This is a genomic window from Pseudomonas oryzihabitans (assembly GCF_014522265.1).
GTDB lineage: Bacteria > Pseudomonadota > Gammaproteobacteria > Pseudomonadales > Pseudomonadaceae > Chryseomonas > Chryseomonas aestiva.
The window spans coordinates 2,330,358-2,344,557 of sequence record NZ_CP017024.1; the positions used below are offsets into that span (position 1 = coordinate 2,330,358).

Consider the following 14,200-nt stretch of genomic DNA (forward strand, 5'->3'; position numbering starts at 1 on the left):
GATCGCGAGCGCTGCTAGCGCTCGCGATCCGATAGCAGCTCTGGTCGATTTTGCTTCAGCCAATGCGTGACGTGCTGGAGCAGGATCTCGGCCTGCTGCAAGGCCTCCTGCGCCATCGAATCGCTGACTAGATCGCCCGAGTAGTCGATGACGTTGCGTTGCTTGCGCAAGGTATCCAGTACCAACATCGTCGCTGTATCAAGCTCGATGGTCCGGGGTAGTGACTGGATCATGGTCTGATGGTGACCGGGGCGGCTAGTGAGGGTCCGATAGCCATTGGCCTGAAGCGCTGCGTTCGCGCCCTGCATGATTGCCTTGTAGGCCAGATCGAAGCGGCTTTCGCTGCTCAGTATTGGCAGACAGGCATCGGTCAAGCTGCGTTGCGCTGCCTCCAGCAAGCGCTGGATGCTCGCAGGGTCCGGTGTGATCGCCTCAAGACTCTTGCCGAGCAGATTATCCAGGGTCATCTGTCTTTCCTTGTGACAGGTACGAAGCGTCGCCGATGACGAACACCTTGGGCTTTTCCAGCAGGTCCGTGATGAAGGCTCCTCCTTCCGCCAACAGCCTCTGCCATTCCTCTCGCTGGTATACCTTGGGATTGATCTCGCGCCCAAGCGTCTCCTGACAGGGATAGAGCACTGCCACTGCCTCGCGGAAGGTCACGGTACCCAGGATCATGAGGTCAATATCGCTTCCAGCGCTTGCTTTGCCGCTAGCCATCGAGCCGAAGACGAAAGCTGCCGATATTTGGTCTGCAATGGGGCTCAGCGCCTCGGCTAGAATATCGGTCAGGCCACTGGTCTTGCGCAAGATGCTCGCCAGCTCTTCGAAGATGGGGCACTCCCGATTGGCGCGATAGTGCTGTTGATTACCCACGCGCGTCTTCACGGCCAGACCTGCCGCGACCAGCTTGACGAGCTCACGGCTCAGGGTGCCAGACTGGGTCTCGGTCAAGCGCGCGATTTCGCGCTGATGGTAGCTGCTCTCCGGATGGAGCAGAAGAAGCGCCAGGACCTTGCGGCGATAGTCGGGAAATAGAACGGAAGCAAGGGACATAAGAAATTCGTTTGCTGCCTTTTGGGCTGCAATTGAAGCCTAAAAGGCAGCAAACAGCCAGTGCGATTGCCCTTGATGTATTCCAGCGCCTGAGCAGCCGACCAACGGTAGCGCGTTACCAATGCCTGTGCCAGGGCCGCTGAGCCAGGGCAACGAAACGTCGACCCCAAGGGAACGCCTGTAACAAGACTTGTCTGATGGGCGTTCTCGCGCTTTGCTGAGGCAGCGGATCCTTCCGCTCGTCGCTGTTCTCCTTTCTTTCCGGTCCCTCTGCCCTCGGTCGCGTACCGCGCGGTAGCGTGCCCGGCTGTCGCGCTTTTCTCTCGCTCGCTCCGGCGACCGCTCCGGTGGTCTGGGGGCGGGTCTTTGCCGGTTCCTGTCAAGAAGGTCACGGATATGACTGACGTCGCTCTCCCCATCGCCCTCTACCTGGGCACCCTGGTGCTGCTGGCTTTCGCCCTGCGCCGCAGCCCGCTGCTCACCGAGGAGACCCTGGCACGCTCCTCGCCGCTGGATGCCCTGCGCGGCATCCTCGCCACCGCCGTGGTCTGCCTGCATTTCGTGCTGACCTATCACCTCAAGGCCGAGGGCCAGTGGCGCGAACCCGACAGCGACCTGCTCTACAACATGGGCGTGGTGCCGGTCTCGCTGTTCTTCATGATCACCGGCTACCTGTTCTTCGGAAAGGTCTATCGGCGCACGCCGGACTGGAGCGAACTGCTCCGTTCACGGGTGCTGCGGGTCATGCCGCTGTATCTCTGCGTGGTGGCCGTGGTGGTGCTCTTCACCCTGATCCGCACCCACTTCGTCATCGCCGACGGCCAGCACTTCATGCTCGAACTGCTCAGCTGGGAGCTGTTTTCCGGCTTCAGTCTCAACGGCCTGGAAGAGAGCGGCTGGATGACCGCCGGCGCCCACTGGACGCTGCGCTACGAGGCGCTGTTCTACCTGGCGCTGCCGCTCATCGCCGCGCTGTTCAATCGCCGTGGCTTCGGCCTGCCGCTGCTGGTCTCGGCGCTGCTGGTGGGTGGCCTGGTCGCCGCCGGTTATCACTATCACGTGCTGGGCGCGCGCTTCGGCCTGCTGTTCCTGCTGGGGTTTCTGCCGGTGTTCGTCAAGGTCCATCGGCCGGCGCTGCTGGCACGCCTGCGCACGCCCCTGGTGGCCGCGCTGTCGCTGGCGCTGGTGGCTTACGCCATGACCCAGCCGGACTACAACCTCAGGCAGATGCTGGCGCTGGCGTTGCCCTTCGCCGCCATGGCCGCCGGCAACGACCTCTTCGGCCTGCTGCGCAGTCGCGGCCTCAAGGTGCTGGGCGAGATCAGCTACAGCCTCTATCTCACCCACGGCCTGCTGCTCTACGGCCTCTTCACCCTGCTCAACCTGGGTTCGGTCGAGACCCTGGGTACCGTCGGTTTCATGGCCCTGCTGCCGCCGGTGCTGGTGCTCGCCTGCCTGCTGTCGATGCTCAGCTACCGCTGGATCGAGCGTCCGCTGATGCACCTGGGAAGGGCGCCACGGCCTCGGCACGTGCCGGCGTAAGCGCCGGCGCTGCCCCGGGATACTCCAGCAGAAAGGCCAGTGCCTGGGCGCAGGAGGCTTCCACCTTGAGCGCCAGCAGGTCGTCCGCGCGGGTCCGCCCATAGCCCAGGGCGGCGATGGGCAAGCCGGCGCGGGCCGCGGCCTGGGCGAAGCGAAAGCCGGAATAGACCATCAGCGACGAGCCCACCACCAGCAGCGCATCGGCGCGGCCCAGGTGGGCGAAGGCGCGCTCCACCCGCGCGCCGGGCACGTGTTCGCCAAAGAACACCACGTCCGGCTTGAGCAGAGCCCCGCAGCGTGGGCAGTCGGGCACCCGGAAACTCATGAAGTCCACGCCTTCCAGATCGGCATCGCCATCCGGCGCGGTAGCCGCGTCCAGCGCTAGCCAGTCGCCATTGAGTTCGCCCAGCCACTGCTGGAATTCCTGGCGCGGCAGGCGTAGCTCGCAACCTAGGCAGCGGATCTGGTCGAGGCGGCCGTGCAGGTCGATCACCGCCTCGCTGCCGGCGGCCTGGTGCAGCCGATCGACGTTCTGGGTCAGCAGCATCTCCACCTGGCCACGCCGCTCCAGGGCCGCCAGGGCCTGATGGGTGGCGTTGGGCCGCGCCTGGCAGAAGCGCGGCCAGCCGATCAGGCTGCGCGCCCAGTAGCGGCGGCGCAAGAGTTCGTCGCCGACGAAGGCCTGCAGGGTGACCGGTTGCGGGCGCTTCCAGGCGCCGTCGCGGTCGCGGTAGTCGGGAATGCCGGAATCGGTGCTGCAACCGGCACCGGTGAGCAGGAAGATCCGCTCGTGCCGGGCGATAAAGGACTGGAGCTCGGGCAGGGACATCGGGCACCTGGAGTTGCGGACGATACCCCCAGCTTGGAAAGGGTTATGCCGGGAGGCAAGCCGCAGCTGACGAACGTCCTGCCCGTCGCGCGGCGCTCCGCCCGAAGGCAGCCTTGCTAGAACACCGGGACGTAGATGTAGATCTGCGAATCCTGGGCATCCACCCCGGTGAAGGCCTCGGTGTAGTGCTCGAAGCAGGCGCCCGGGCGGGGTTGCAGGCCGCGCGCCGGCAGCAGCTCGGCGAACAGTCGGCCGAGGCTCTTGGCCACGCTGGGCGCGGTGCCCAGGTGCACGTAGCGGGCATAGCGGCCTTCCGGCAGTTCCTGGCGCACCATGCCGGCGGGCAGGGGCGCGCCCGGCGCGGTGGCCACCGCGGCCAGGTAGTGCATGGCGCCGGCCTGACGCCAGCTCAGGCCATACCATTCGGCGTCGCCTTCGCGGCCGGTGATTTCCCCGGCGCGGTCGGCGAAGCGCCGCCAGAGGGCGGCGATGTCTTCGCCCTGGCCAGGCTCGAACAGCAGACCGGTCACTTCCAGGGCGGGATGGTCGACGATTTCCAGCGACATGGGACAGACTCTCTCGAAGATGCGATGAAGGCCGCCACCTTACTCCAGCGGCGCCTCGCGGTCAGCCTGGGCAGGGCATAAGCGGTCAGGCGAAAGGTCGCAGCGGACCCGTGGCGCCATTCCGGTTCGCCGGGTGTGTTCCTAACGGCTGCCCATTCGGCGAGTGCACCTGCTGCGCCACCCGGGCGCCAGGCTGGGGTTTAGCGGTCCTCGGCAAGCGCCTGGGTCAGCGCCAGGCCCGCCAGGCGCGCGCTGGCCAGCAACCGCTCCGGACTCTGCCCATGGCGGGCACTGGCGGAGAGCCCGGCCATGGTGGTGATGACGAAGTCGGTCAACTCCTGCGCCCGTTCTGGCTTGCAGGCGGCGACCCGGGTGCGGATGAGCGCCTGGGCCGCCTGGTGGTAACGGTCGGCCGCCGCGCGGGCCTGGGGATCGTCGGAATGGGTGCCCTCCAGCACCAGGCAGCCGGCCGCGCGGGGATCGACGGTATAGCTGCGCGCCACCTCTTCCAGCACCTGGGTCAGGACCTCCGCCAGGGATAGCTCGGCCTCCAGGATGTGCTGCAGCAGCACGGCGCCCGTCGCAATGTAGCGATCGAGCACCCGCTGGTAGAGCTCGAGCTTGCTGCCGAAGGCCGCATAGAAGCTCGGCGGCCTGATCCCGAGCGCCTCGGTCAGGTCGGCGACGCTCACCCCGTCGTAGCCCCTTTCATGGAACAGGCGCTGGGCCTGGACGATGGCCTCGTCCGGATCGAAACGGCGGGGCCGCCCACGGGGTGCGGATTTATTTGTAGTGTTCATTACAAAAATACTTTGACAGCAAACGGGAGAGGCTTATTGTAGCACTCACTACATTAATCAGGAGGCAGATCCATGAGCAATTTCGCAGGCAAGAAGATCCTGGTACTAGGTGGCAGTCGCGGCATAGGCGCCGCCATCGTGCGGCGCTTCGCCGCCGAAGGTGCCCGGGTAACCTTTACCTATGCCAGTTCCGCTGACGCCGCCCTGGCCCTCGCCGCGGAGACCGGGAGCACCGCCGAGCTGACCGACAGCGCCGACCGCGACGCGGTGATCGCCCGGGTGCGCGCCTGTGGTCCGCTGGACGTGCTGGTGGTGAATTCCGGCGTGGCGCTGTTCGGCGATGCCCTGGAACAGGAGCCGGACGCCGTCGATCGCCTGCTGCGCATCAATGTCCAGGCGCCCTATCATGCGGCGGTCGAGGCGGCGCGGCAGATGCCGGCAGGCGGGCGGATCATCGTCATCGGCTCGGTGAATGGCGATCGCATGCCGTTGCCCGGCCTGGCCGCCTATGCCATGAGCAAGTCTGCCCTGCAGGGGCTCGCCCGTGGTCTGGCGCGGGACTTCGGTCCGCGCGGCATCACCGTCAACGTGGTGCAGCCCGGCCCCATCGATACCGAGATGAATCCGGCCGATGGCCCCATGAAGGAGCTGATGCACAGCTTCCTGGCGATCAAGCGCCACGGCAGCGCCGACGAGGTGGCCGGCATGGTCGCCTGGCTGTCCGGCCCCGAGGCCGGCTTCGTCACCGGTGCCATGCACACCATCGACGGCGCCTTCGGCGCCTGACCGCGACCCGCGCCGCTATCGCCTGACACCCAGACGATAGCGGCGACTGCCCGTTGTCCGGCTGGCGCACCTAGTGCGCCGGTCCCAATACCTCTTCGGCGATATCCAGCAGCGCCCGCAGCCTGTCCATGTGGCGCAGGTCCTGGTGATAGCCCACCCAGATATCCCGTGACGGAGGACTGCCGAAGCTTTCGATGAGCTGCAATCCTGGCGTCGCATCGCCGAGCGGGCGAGGCAGCACGGCAACCCCCAGTCCCCGGCGGCACATCTGCGCCTGGACGGTTCGACTGGTACTGGTGAAGGCGCGTTGCGCTCCCGGCAGCCGGTCGAGCAACCAGGCGACATCGGGAAAGTGCGCTTGCGCGCTGTTCATGAGGATCAGCCCGACCGCGGCCGTATCCTCCTGCACGGCCAGCGCCGTCTCGGCGGAGCCATAGAGGCCATAGGGCATCCTCAGGAAACGGCGCTGCACGATATCCGGTTCGCTGAAGGGCACCAGGCGAAAGGCCACGTCCGCATCGCGGCGGGAGAGATCCAGCAGTCGATAGCTGGCAATGACCTCGGGTACCACGGCAGGGTGCCGCCGGGTGAGGTCGGCCAGGACCGGCGCCAGAACATAGCCGGCAAACCAGTCCGCCGAAGAGATTCGCAGGATGCCCTCCAGGCGCTGGTGATTACCGGCCAGACGCCGCTCCATGGCCAGGGCCGAGGCTTCCATGGACTCGGCCAGGGCGAATACGGCATCTCCCGAATTCGTGAGGATCAGGCCCTCGCGAGTGCGCCTTAGCAGCGCCTGTCCGGCTTCATCCTCGAGCGTTTTGATCCGTCGACCTACCGTCGGGTGGCTGATGCCCAAGGCTCGCGCGGCCGCGCCATAGGATCCGCCGCGGGCGACGGCCAGAAAGATTCGTACATCGCTCCATTCCATGGCTAATCTACGTTCAAAAATGAACATAAAATATGCAGGAAAGGCAGTCCCCAAACAATATCGTAAGGGCGACCATGGTGGCTCACATCGATTCAGATACGTTGGATTCAGCCAGGGATGTTCGAACTGGCTCCATGCAGGTGAGCAGCTATGGGCAGATTGCTGGATAGGGTTGCGATTGTAACGGGCGCCTCCAAGGGCATCGGCGCGGGTATTGCCCGGCAACTGGCGGCGGACGGCGCCAGGGTCGTCATCAGCTATGCGTCCGACAAGTACGGGGCGGACGCCGTTCTCGCCGACATCGAGGCAGCAGGGGGTACGGCTATCGCGCTACGCGCCGATGTCCGCCAACGGGCCGATATGGAGGCCTTGGTAAAGGCGGCTCTCGAACACTTCGGTCGCCTGGATATCCTGGTGAACAATTCCGGCGTCTATCAGTTCGCCAGGATCGAAGACACCACGGTAGAGCTGTATCGGCTGCAATTCGACATCAATGTGCTCGGACCCCTGCAGCTCATAGGCGCTGCCAGTCCCTATCTGGGCGCCGGCAGCAGCATCATCAACATCAGCTCGAACGTCACCAGCGTCCTGCCGGCGGAAAGCGCCGTCTACAGCGGCACCAAGGGCGCGCTCGATGCGATCACGGGGGTGCTCGCCCGCGAGCTGGGCCCTCGTGGGATTCGCGTGAATGCCGTCAATCCTGGCCTCATCGAAACCGAGGGCACCCGGACCGCCGGCGCCTTGGGCGCGGAATTCCAGGCCTGGAACGAGGCCCGCACCCCACTCGGCCGTATCGGCCATGTACGGGATATCGCCCCCATCGTCGCCTTTCTGGCGTCCGACGATGCCGGCTGGGTCACCGGCGAAGTCATCTTCGGCTCCGGCGGCATGCGCTAGACCAGGCGGTTGCCTGCGCCGCGCGCGCCGATCGCTGACGCCCTGCCAGCTCTAGCCACACTTTCGAGAAATCGCTGCACCTACAGGTCGCGGGCCGGCCACGCCTGCGCGGATCAGGATGCAGCCCGATTAACGGTAAACGTCCATGAACTCATCCCTGTACAAGGTCCAGCCCGACAGCCGTCGCTGGTTCGCGCTGGGCGTGCTGCTGATCGGTACGCTGCTGCCACCGCTCGACTTCTTCATCGTCAATGTGGCGCTCCCGGTGATTCGTTGCGACTTCGCTACCACGTCGGATCTGGCGCAACTGGTGGTCTCCGTCTATGCGACGGCTTATGCGGTCACCCTGATCCTGGGCGGGCGGCTGGGCGACATGTTCGGCCGCAAGCGTGTCTACCTCGGCGGCATGCTGGGCTTTGGTATCGCCTCGGCACTCTGCGGGGTCGCGCCAACGCCAGCCATGCTGATTGCCGGACGGCTGCTGCAGGGCGTGGCGGCTGCCATCATGGCGCCGCAGTCCATGGCCCTGATCCATGCGACCTTCCCCGCGGAAGAGAAGAATCGGGCGCTCGGCCTGTACGGCGCGACCTTCGGACTCGCCGCTGTGCTGGGCCAGCTCTTGAGTGGGGTGCTGATAGAGGCCAATCCCTTCGGATTGGGCTGGCGCAGCATCTTCCTCATCAATCTTCCCGTCATTCTCTGCGCCCTGCCGGCCGCGCTGGTCGTGCTGCGCGAGAGCCGGGCCCGGCAACCGGGCCGGCTGGATGTCATGGGCGCCGGCCTGCTCGCGGCTGGGCTGTTGGCGCTGGTCGTACCCCTGATCGAGGGGCCACGACTGCATTGGCCCTGGTGGTCGCTGCCCCTGCTTATCGTCAGTGCCGGGTTGCTGATCGCCTTCTGGCGCTACGAGCAGCGCAAGGAAGCGGCCGGCGAGACGCCCCTGGTGCTGCCTTCCCTGCTCACCGCCTCCCGGCTCAGACGCACTCTCCTGGCGACCTTTCTGTTCTATGCCCTGGCGCCTTTCTTTCTCATCTTCGCCGTCTACCAGCAGGCCGGTCTGGGTCACGGAGCCCTGACTGCGGGTTGGGCGATCCTGCCCCTGGGGATCGGATTCCTCTGCGGGCCCCTGTGCAGTCCGCATCTTGCCCAACGGCTGGGCGCACGCACCGCCGCCCTTGGCATGGCCCTGGAGGTCCTGGGCCTGATGTTGGCGGCGGCGCTGGCGGGCTTGCCCAGCTGGCTGCCGGTGCCGCTGCTGTTGATCGGCCTGGGTCAGGGCATAGCGCTTCCGGCCCTGGTAAGAATGAACGCGGATCAGGTGGCACCGAGCCTGGCCGGACTCGCCGCCGGCTTGATGAATGCCACCTTGCAGATCAGCGCCGCCGTCGCGGTAGCGCTCATTGGTGGCCTGTTTTTCGCCCTTGCCCCCGATGGCGCTGGCAGGAGAGAGGTGCAGGTCGCCTTTTCCGTTGCCGCCCTGACGATGGGCGGTGCCTTGGCGCTGGCCGCCGTTTTGAGCTGGCCTGGCGCCCCGACGACCGCCTCGCGCGGGGCCTGTGACGCAGAGTGAACAGCGCTTTTCACGGCGCGAGGAGAACAGCATGAGAAAGACCTGGCTCATTACCGGCTGCTCGAGCGGTCTTGGCGGCCATATCGCCGCAACGGCCGCTGCGCGTGGCGACCGCATCGTGGCAACGGCTCGCGATCCCGCCGTACTGCAACCCTTGGCCCGGCAATTTCCGGAGAACCTGAGGGCCGTGCAGCTGGATGTCACCGACCCCCTTTCGGTGGCTGCCGCGCTTGCCTTTGCAGAGCGGGAGTTCGGTGGTCTGGATGTTCTGGTGAACAACGCCGGGATAGGCTTCATCGGTGCCGTGGAGGAGGCCGAGCCCAGCGAATACCGGCCGGTATTCGACGTGAATCTATTCGGCCTGATCGAAACGACCCGCCTGGCGTTGCCTCTCCTGCGTCGGCGGGGCGGCGGCCGTATCGTCAACCTGTCATCCGGGGCAGGGCTCTCGGGAGGACCGGGTTCCGGCTACTACAGCGCGAGCAAGTTTGCGGTCGAGGGCTTTTCCGAGTCGCTGGCCAGGGAAGTGGCACCCTTCGGAATCCGTGTGACTATCGTCGAGCCCGGGCCGTTTCGCACCGATTTTCTCGGGCGCTCCATCGCCATGGCGAACCAGGTGATCCCGGCCTATGCCGACACGGCGGGGCGCCGGCGTGCCTACCGGAACAGCAATGACGGCAGACAGGCGGGAGATCCGCGAAAGGCTGCCGCAGTGATAGTGCAGGCCGTCATGGCGACCGAGCCGCCCTTGCATCTGCCGCTTGGACCGGTCGCCTACGACATCGCGGAGCGCAAGTCGCAGGCGCTGCGCGCTGACATGGCGGCCTGGCGCGACCTCGCCCTGCATACCGACTTCGACTGATCGATCCTGGCGGGGCTGCGATGCCCGTGGCTCCGACCCTTCCACCCACCTCACGGATCATCTCGATCCCTATGCCCAACCCGCGCGAGCGACACGCTCAGCGCGATGAGAGGACAGGGCCGTTTCGCCTGGTGAGTGGATTCCTTGCTCGGCAAGCGTCCTTGCCGTTCCGTAAATGAACACCGCTGGAGTGCTCCATGAGTCATACCTTCCCGGATGCGACTGCCGGCCACTGGCTGCAACGCTACTATTTCATCAGGGCTGCGGTTTCGCTGCTGTGGATCGCGCTGGCGCTCGCCATCGGCCATGAGCAGGGGTGGGCGGGGCCGCTGTTGCTCGTCCTCTACCCCGCCTGGGATGCCCTGGCGAACGTTCTGGATGCCCGCCAGAGCGGCGGCCTGCGGCACAACCCTGCGCAACGGCTCAACGCCGTCGTCAGTCTGGGCGTCGCCGTGGCGATAGGGCTGGCATTGATATTCGGTCCAGGCGCCGCGATTGGGGTGTTCGGGGTCTGGGCCCTGGCCGCTGGGCTTTTCCAGCTGGTCGTGGCGGTACGGCGCTGGCGGACGACCGCTGGCCAGTGGGCGATGATCCTGAGTGGCGCTCAATCCGCCCTGGCGGGTGGCTTCTTCGTCAAGCAAGCGACTGACGGAGTCCCGCTGGATGTTTCCAGCGTGACGCCTTATGTGGCTTTCGGTGCCTGCTACTTCATGGTCTCGGCGGCTTGGCTGGCGGTAGCGAAATGGCGGCGGAGCGCGGCCGGCAAGCGAGCCTGAGGTGGATTGACGCCCTGGTGGGCGTCGATCCAGGCGGCGGCGAAGGACTCAGCCGTAGCGCTTGAACGCCTCGATGGCCAGGCCGTTGCCGATGTTGCCGAAGCGGTCGCCGTCCACCAGGCGGGCGCCGGGGAAGCGTCTGGCCAGGGCCTGGCGCAGCGCCGGGATGCCGCTGGAGCCGCCGGTGAAGAACAGGCTGTCGACCCGCGCGGGATCGAGGTCGGCGCGGGCCAGCAGGTCGTCCACGCCGCGGCTCAGGCGTTCCAGTTGCAGGGCGATGGCGGCGTCGAACAGCGGCCGTTCCAGATCCGCGGCCAGGCCGGTCTCGATGCGATCCAGGCGCAGGGTGCGGCGCCAGTCGTCGGTCAGGGCGATCTTGGCGTCTTCCACCTGGATCGCCAGCCAGTGGCCGGCGCGCTGTTCGATCAGTTTGAACAGCCGATCCATGCAGCGGGTGTCCTGGGCGTCGTATCTCATGTCGCGCAGGCCCAGCACGCTCTTCTTGGCGTAGACGGCGTTGATGGTGTGCCAGGTCGCCAGGTTGATGTAGTGGCTGGTGGGCATGGTGGCGCCGCTCTTCATGGCGCTGCCGTAGCCCAGCAGCGGCATCACCCCTTCCAGACTCAGCTGGCGGTCGAAGTCGGTGCCGCCGACGTGCACGCCGCCGGTGGCGAGGATGTCGCCGGCGCGGTCGGCCAGGTTGCGGCGCTCCGGCGCCAGGCGCACCAGGGAAAAGTCCGAGGTACCACCGCCGATGTCGACGATCAGCACCAGCTCTTCGCGCTCGATGCTGCGCTCGTAGTCGAAGGCGGCGGCAAGGGGTTCGAACTGGAAGGAGATGTCGCTGAAGCCCACCTGGCGCGCCACCGCGGCCAGGGTGTTCTCGGCCTCCTGGTCGGCGACCGGATCGTCATCGACGAAATGCACCGGACGGCCCAGCACCACGGCGTCGAAGGGGCGATCGGCCTGCTGTTCGGCGCGCTGCTTGAGGGTGCCGAGGAACAGGCCGAGCACCTCGGTGAAGGGCAGGGCACTGCCGAGGATGCTGGTCTCGCCCTTGAGCAGGTTGGAGCCGAGCAGACTCTTGAGCGAGCGCAGCAGACGCCCCTCATAGCCTTCCAGGTATTCGTGCAGCGCCTGGCGGCCATAGGCCGGGCGGCGCTCCTCGGCGTTGAAGAAGATCACCGAGGGCAGGGTCGCCTTGCCTTCTTCGAGGGCCAGCAGGACCTCGCCGGAAGGCCTGAGCCAGCCAGCGGTGGAGTTGGAGGTGCCGAAGTCGAGGCCCAGGGCGCGGGCGGGTAGAGCAGCAGACATGTCAGGATCCGTAACGCGAGCAGCCGCGCAGTTTAGCCGAGACACGCGTGCAGGCGAACCCTGGCCGGATGCCAGCAGGGTTGGCCGGTGTCTTTCAGGCCCGCGGCGAGTGCGGGCGGTGATGTCAGCCCTTGCGCGAGCGGTCGCGCGGCTCTTCCACGGTGCAGACATCATCCTGGCAACGCCGACTGCCCTCCGGATGCGGCAGCCAGGTCAGACCCGGGCGCAGCTTGAGAAACAGGCGATAGCCCACTTCCAGCAACGGCCGCAGCGGTCGCCAGCCCAGCGGCCGCGCCCAGTGACCGAGACCGGCGGTGCGCCAGCTCCAGTAGGTGGCGTCCAGGCCCTTGAACCAGCGGCCATCGGCATCCCGGGCATGCAGCAGGTCGAGCATGGCCTGGCGCGGCGGGGCATCGGCCGGCGCCTGCGCGGGGTAGTCCGGCGCGGCCAGGTCCACCAGCTGCAGTTGGCTGGAGTCGGCATGGCGGCGCAGCCAGGCGATCTCGCGGGCGCACAGCGGACAGGCGCCGTCGTGAAAGAGGGTCAGGGGCAGGCGAGGTGCGTGCATCGTGATTTTCCCAGGGGTCTTGCCTATCTGGACCGGCAGGCAGGGCGGCCGTTGCGCTTTCCGCCGAACGGTAAGCGCAACGGCCTCTCGTGGCGAGTCGGAATCAGAGACGCCGGATCACGGCATGGTAAGCAATCTGATAGCGAGGTCGGTATGGATCTGGGAATCAAGGGGCGCGTTGCCCTCATCACGGGTGCCAGCGGTGGCATGGGTCTGGCCACGGCGAAGCTGCTGGCCGAGGAGGGCGTCAAGCTGGTGCTCTCCGACCTGGAGCAGGGCAAGCTGGAAGAGGCGGCCAAGGGCCTGCCAGGCGATACGCTGCTGATCGCCGCCGACATGACCGACCAGGCGGCGGTGGACCAACTGGTGGAGCAGGGCGAGGCCCGCTTCGGCCAGATCGACATCGTAGTGCACACCGCCGGTGTCACCGGCGCCAAGGGCGATCCCCTGGAACTGGCCGATGCCGACTACGAGGAAGCCTGGGCCACCGACTTCTTTTCCGCCGTGCGCGTTGGCCGCGCCGCCATCCCGCGCATGCGCCAGCGCGGCTGGGGTCGCTTCGTCTGCATCACCTCGGAAAACGCCGTCCAGCCCTATTGGGAAGAGGCCGTCTACAACGTGGCCAAGGCCGCCCTGGCCGCCTTCATCAAGAACCTGTCGTACAAGGAGGCGGCCCACGGCGTGCTGTGCAATACCGTGTCGCCGGCCTTCATCGAGACCGGCATGACCGACGGCATGATGGAAAAGCGCGCCAAGGAAAAGGGCGTCTCCTTCGAGGAAGCCATCGAAAGCTTCCTCGACGAAGAGCGGCCCGGCATCGTGCAGAAGCGCCGCGGCAAGGTGGAAGAGGTGGCCGCGGCCATCGCCCTGCTGGTGTCCGAGCGCGGCTCCTTCATCAACGGCAGCAACCTGCGTGTGGATGGCGGTTCGGTCCAGGCGGTGCAGAACTAAGACGGGCGGGGCGGCTCTTCGGCTGTCCCGTTTTCCTGCTGGCGGCGCACAGCTTCTTCCAGGGGAATGAATTCCACCTGGCGATCCTTGACCACCGGCGGCAGGGTGATGCCCATGGAGACATAGATGCTGGTGAACATGTCGATGCCCATGTCCGCCGGCTTCACCCAGTCCACCGGGACATAGAGCAGCCCGCCACCCACCGGCACCGGCGCCGAGGGCACCAGCACGGCGTGATAGTGGCGACCCTCGATGTCGATCACCGCCGGATTGGGCAGCAGCGCCAGCACCGCCACGCCCTTGCCCCCAAAGAAGCACCACACCGGACTCATGGCGCGGATGTCCGCTCCACCTTCCTTGCGGTCAAGCAATTCGACGAAGCGCTCGGCCAGGCCATAGAGCTTGCCCACCACCGGAATGCGGCGAAAGGTCATGTCGGCGAACCAGCCCAGCGGCCGACGCAGCCCCAGCTTGACCGCCAGGCCCAGCGGATAGAGCAGCACCAGCAGCAGCAGGGTGCCGAGGCCATAGGCCGCCAGGGAATTGCCGACGAAGGGATGACCGACCGCCACGAACAACCGGCCCAGGGTGGTGTTGGGTCCGATCAGGCCATTGAGGAAACTGACGATCCAGCCGATCAGCGCCAGGGTCAGTACCAGCGGCAGGAGCAAGAGCAGACCGGCCAGCCAGGTGGAGACGATGCTTTCGATACCGCGGCGAACGAAGGGCATGCAAGAACTCGACGGCTAAAGCGC

The 14,200-nt window shown here is 66.4% G+C and carries 16 protein-coding genes; 7 read left to right on the plus strand and 9 right to left on the minus strand.

Translation table 11 applies throughout. The features are described from left to right. Positions 1-14 precede the first annotated feature (14 nt). Both BGI51_RS10740 and BGI51_RS10745 read right to left on the minus strand, forming a co-directional pair. Entirely contained in the window at positions 15-467 is a 453-nt protein-coding gene (locus BGI51_RS10740) for a DNA-binding protein (protein ID WP_187981109.1), read from the minus strand. Then, entirely contained in the window at positions 454-1,056 is a 603-nt protein-coding gene (locus tag BGI51_RS10745; RefSeq protein ID WP_187981110.1) for a nucleotidyltransferase domain-containing protein, read from the minus strand. Before BGI51_RS10745 ends, BGI51_RS10740 begins: the two co-directional genes overlap by 14 nt. Before the next feature lie 396 nt (positions 1,057-1,452). Between BGI51_RS10745 and BGI51_RS10750 the strand changes: the two genes are divergently transcribed. Then, positions 1,453-2,598, plus strand: coding sequence for an acyltransferase family protein (locus BGI51_RS10750; protein WP_187981111.1), 1,146 nt, complete (start codon positions 1,453-1,455; stop codon positions 2,596-2,598). Here BGI51_RS10750 and BGI51_RS10755 read toward each other — a convergent pair. From BGI51_RS10755 to BGI51_RS10765, 3 genes are all read right to left on the minus strand, one after another. Further along, on the minus strand, positions 2,525-3,427 hold the full coding sequence (locus BGI51_RS10755) for an NAD-dependent protein deacetylase (RefSeq protein WP_187981112.1): 903 nt from the start codon (positions 3,425-3,427) through the stop codon (positions 2,525-2,527). The genes BGI51_RS10750 and BGI51_RS10755 overlap by 74 nt on opposite strands. Before the next feature lie 116 nt (positions 3,428-3,543). After that, positions 3,544-3,993, minus strand: coding sequence for a GyrI-like domain-containing protein (locus BGI51_RS10760; protein ID WP_133862204.1), 450 nt, complete (start codon positions 3,991-3,993; stop codon positions 3,544-3,546). A gap of 200 nt (positions 3,994-4,193) precedes the next feature. Continuing rightward, the gene (locus BGI51_RS10765) at positions 4,194-4,793 is read right to left on the minus strand and encodes a TetR/AcrR family transcriptional regulator (RefSeq protein ID WP_187981113.1); all 600 of its coding nucleotides are present in this window, start codon (positions 4,791-4,793) and stop codon (positions 4,194-4,196) included. A 72-nt stretch (positions 4,794-4,865) separates the two neighbouring features. Here BGI51_RS10765 and bdcA point away from each other — a divergent pair, with 72 nt between their 5' ends. Further along, positions 4,866-5,579 (plus strand): SDR family oxidoreductase, encoded by a 714-nt coding sequence (gene bdcA / locus BGI51_RS10770; RefSeq protein WP_187981114.1) that lies wholly within the window; start codon positions 4,866-4,868, stop codon positions 5,577-5,579. A gap of 70 nt (positions 5,580-5,649) precedes the next feature. Here the strand turns inward: bdcA and BGI51_RS10775 are convergent, their stop codons facing one another. Further along, positions 5,650-6,534, minus strand: a complete 885-nt coding sequence (locus BGI51_RS10775; RefSeq protein ID WP_252977267.1) for a LysR family transcriptional regulator — start codon at positions 6,532-6,534, stop codon at positions 5,650-5,652. A 123-nt stretch (positions 6,535-6,657) separates the two neighbouring features. Between BGI51_RS10775 and BGI51_RS10780 the strand changes: the two genes are divergently transcribed. The 4 genes from BGI51_RS10780 to BGI51_RS10795 all read left to right on the plus strand — a co-directional run bounded on the left by BGI51_RS10780 (position 6,658) and on the right by BGI51_RS10795 (position 10,612). Next, a complete protein-coding gene (locus BGI51_RS10780) occupies positions 6,658-7,404 on the plus strand; it encodes a glucose 1-dehydrogenase (protein ID WP_187981115.1) in 747 nt (248 codons plus the stop codon). 145 nt (positions 7,405-7,549) lie between these two features. Then, entirely contained in the window at positions 7,550-8,974 is a 1,425-nt protein-coding gene (locus BGI51_RS10785) for an MFS transporter (RefSeq protein WP_187981116.1), read from the plus strand. Between the two features lie 31 nt (positions 8,975-9,005). Next, on the plus strand, positions 9,006-9,836 hold the full coding sequence (locus BGI51_RS10790; RefSeq protein ID WP_187981117.1) for an oxidoreductase: 831 nt from the start codon (positions 9,006-9,008) through the stop codon (positions 9,834-9,836). 197 nt (positions 9,837-10,033) lie between these two features. After that, the gene (locus BGI51_RS10795) at positions 10,034-10,612 is read left to right on the plus strand and encodes a DUF308 domain-containing protein (protein ID WP_187981118.1); all 579 of its coding nucleotides are present in this window, start codon (positions 10,034-10,036) and stop codon (positions 10,610-10,612) included. 48 nt (positions 10,613-10,660) lie between these two features. Here the strand turns inward: BGI51_RS10795 and BGI51_RS10800 are convergent, their stop codons facing one another. Further along, entirely contained in the window at positions 10,661-11,926 is a 1,266-nt protein-coding gene (locus BGI51_RS10800; protein ID WP_133862196.1) for an Hsp70 family protein, read from the minus strand. 124 nt (positions 11,927-12,050) lie between these two features. After that, positions 12,051-12,494: a thiol-disulfide oxidoreductase DCC family protein gene (locus BGI51_RS10805; RefSeq protein WP_187981119.1), complete on the minus strand. Its 444-nt coding sequence runs from the start codon at positions 12,492-12,494 to the stop codon at positions 12,051-12,053. 153 nt (positions 12,495-12,647) lie between these two features. On the opposite strand from BGI51_RS10805, the gene BGI51_RS10810 reads away from it, so the two are divergent. Continuing rightward, on the plus strand, positions 12,648-13,445 hold the full coding sequence (locus tag BGI51_RS10810; RefSeq protein ID WP_187981120.1) for an SDR family NAD(P)-dependent oxidoreductase: 798 nt from the start codon (positions 12,648-12,650) through the stop codon (positions 13,443-13,445). On the opposite strand, the gene BGI51_RS10815 is transcribed toward BGI51_RS10810, so the two are convergent. Further along, on the minus strand, positions 13,442-14,176 hold the full coding sequence (locus BGI51_RS10815; RefSeq protein ID WP_187981121.1) for a DUF502 domain-containing protein: 735 nt from the start codon (positions 14,174-14,176) through the stop codon (positions 13,442-13,444). The genes BGI51_RS10810 and BGI51_RS10815 overlap by 4 nt on opposite strands. Positions 14,177-14,200 lie beyond the last annotated feature (24 nt).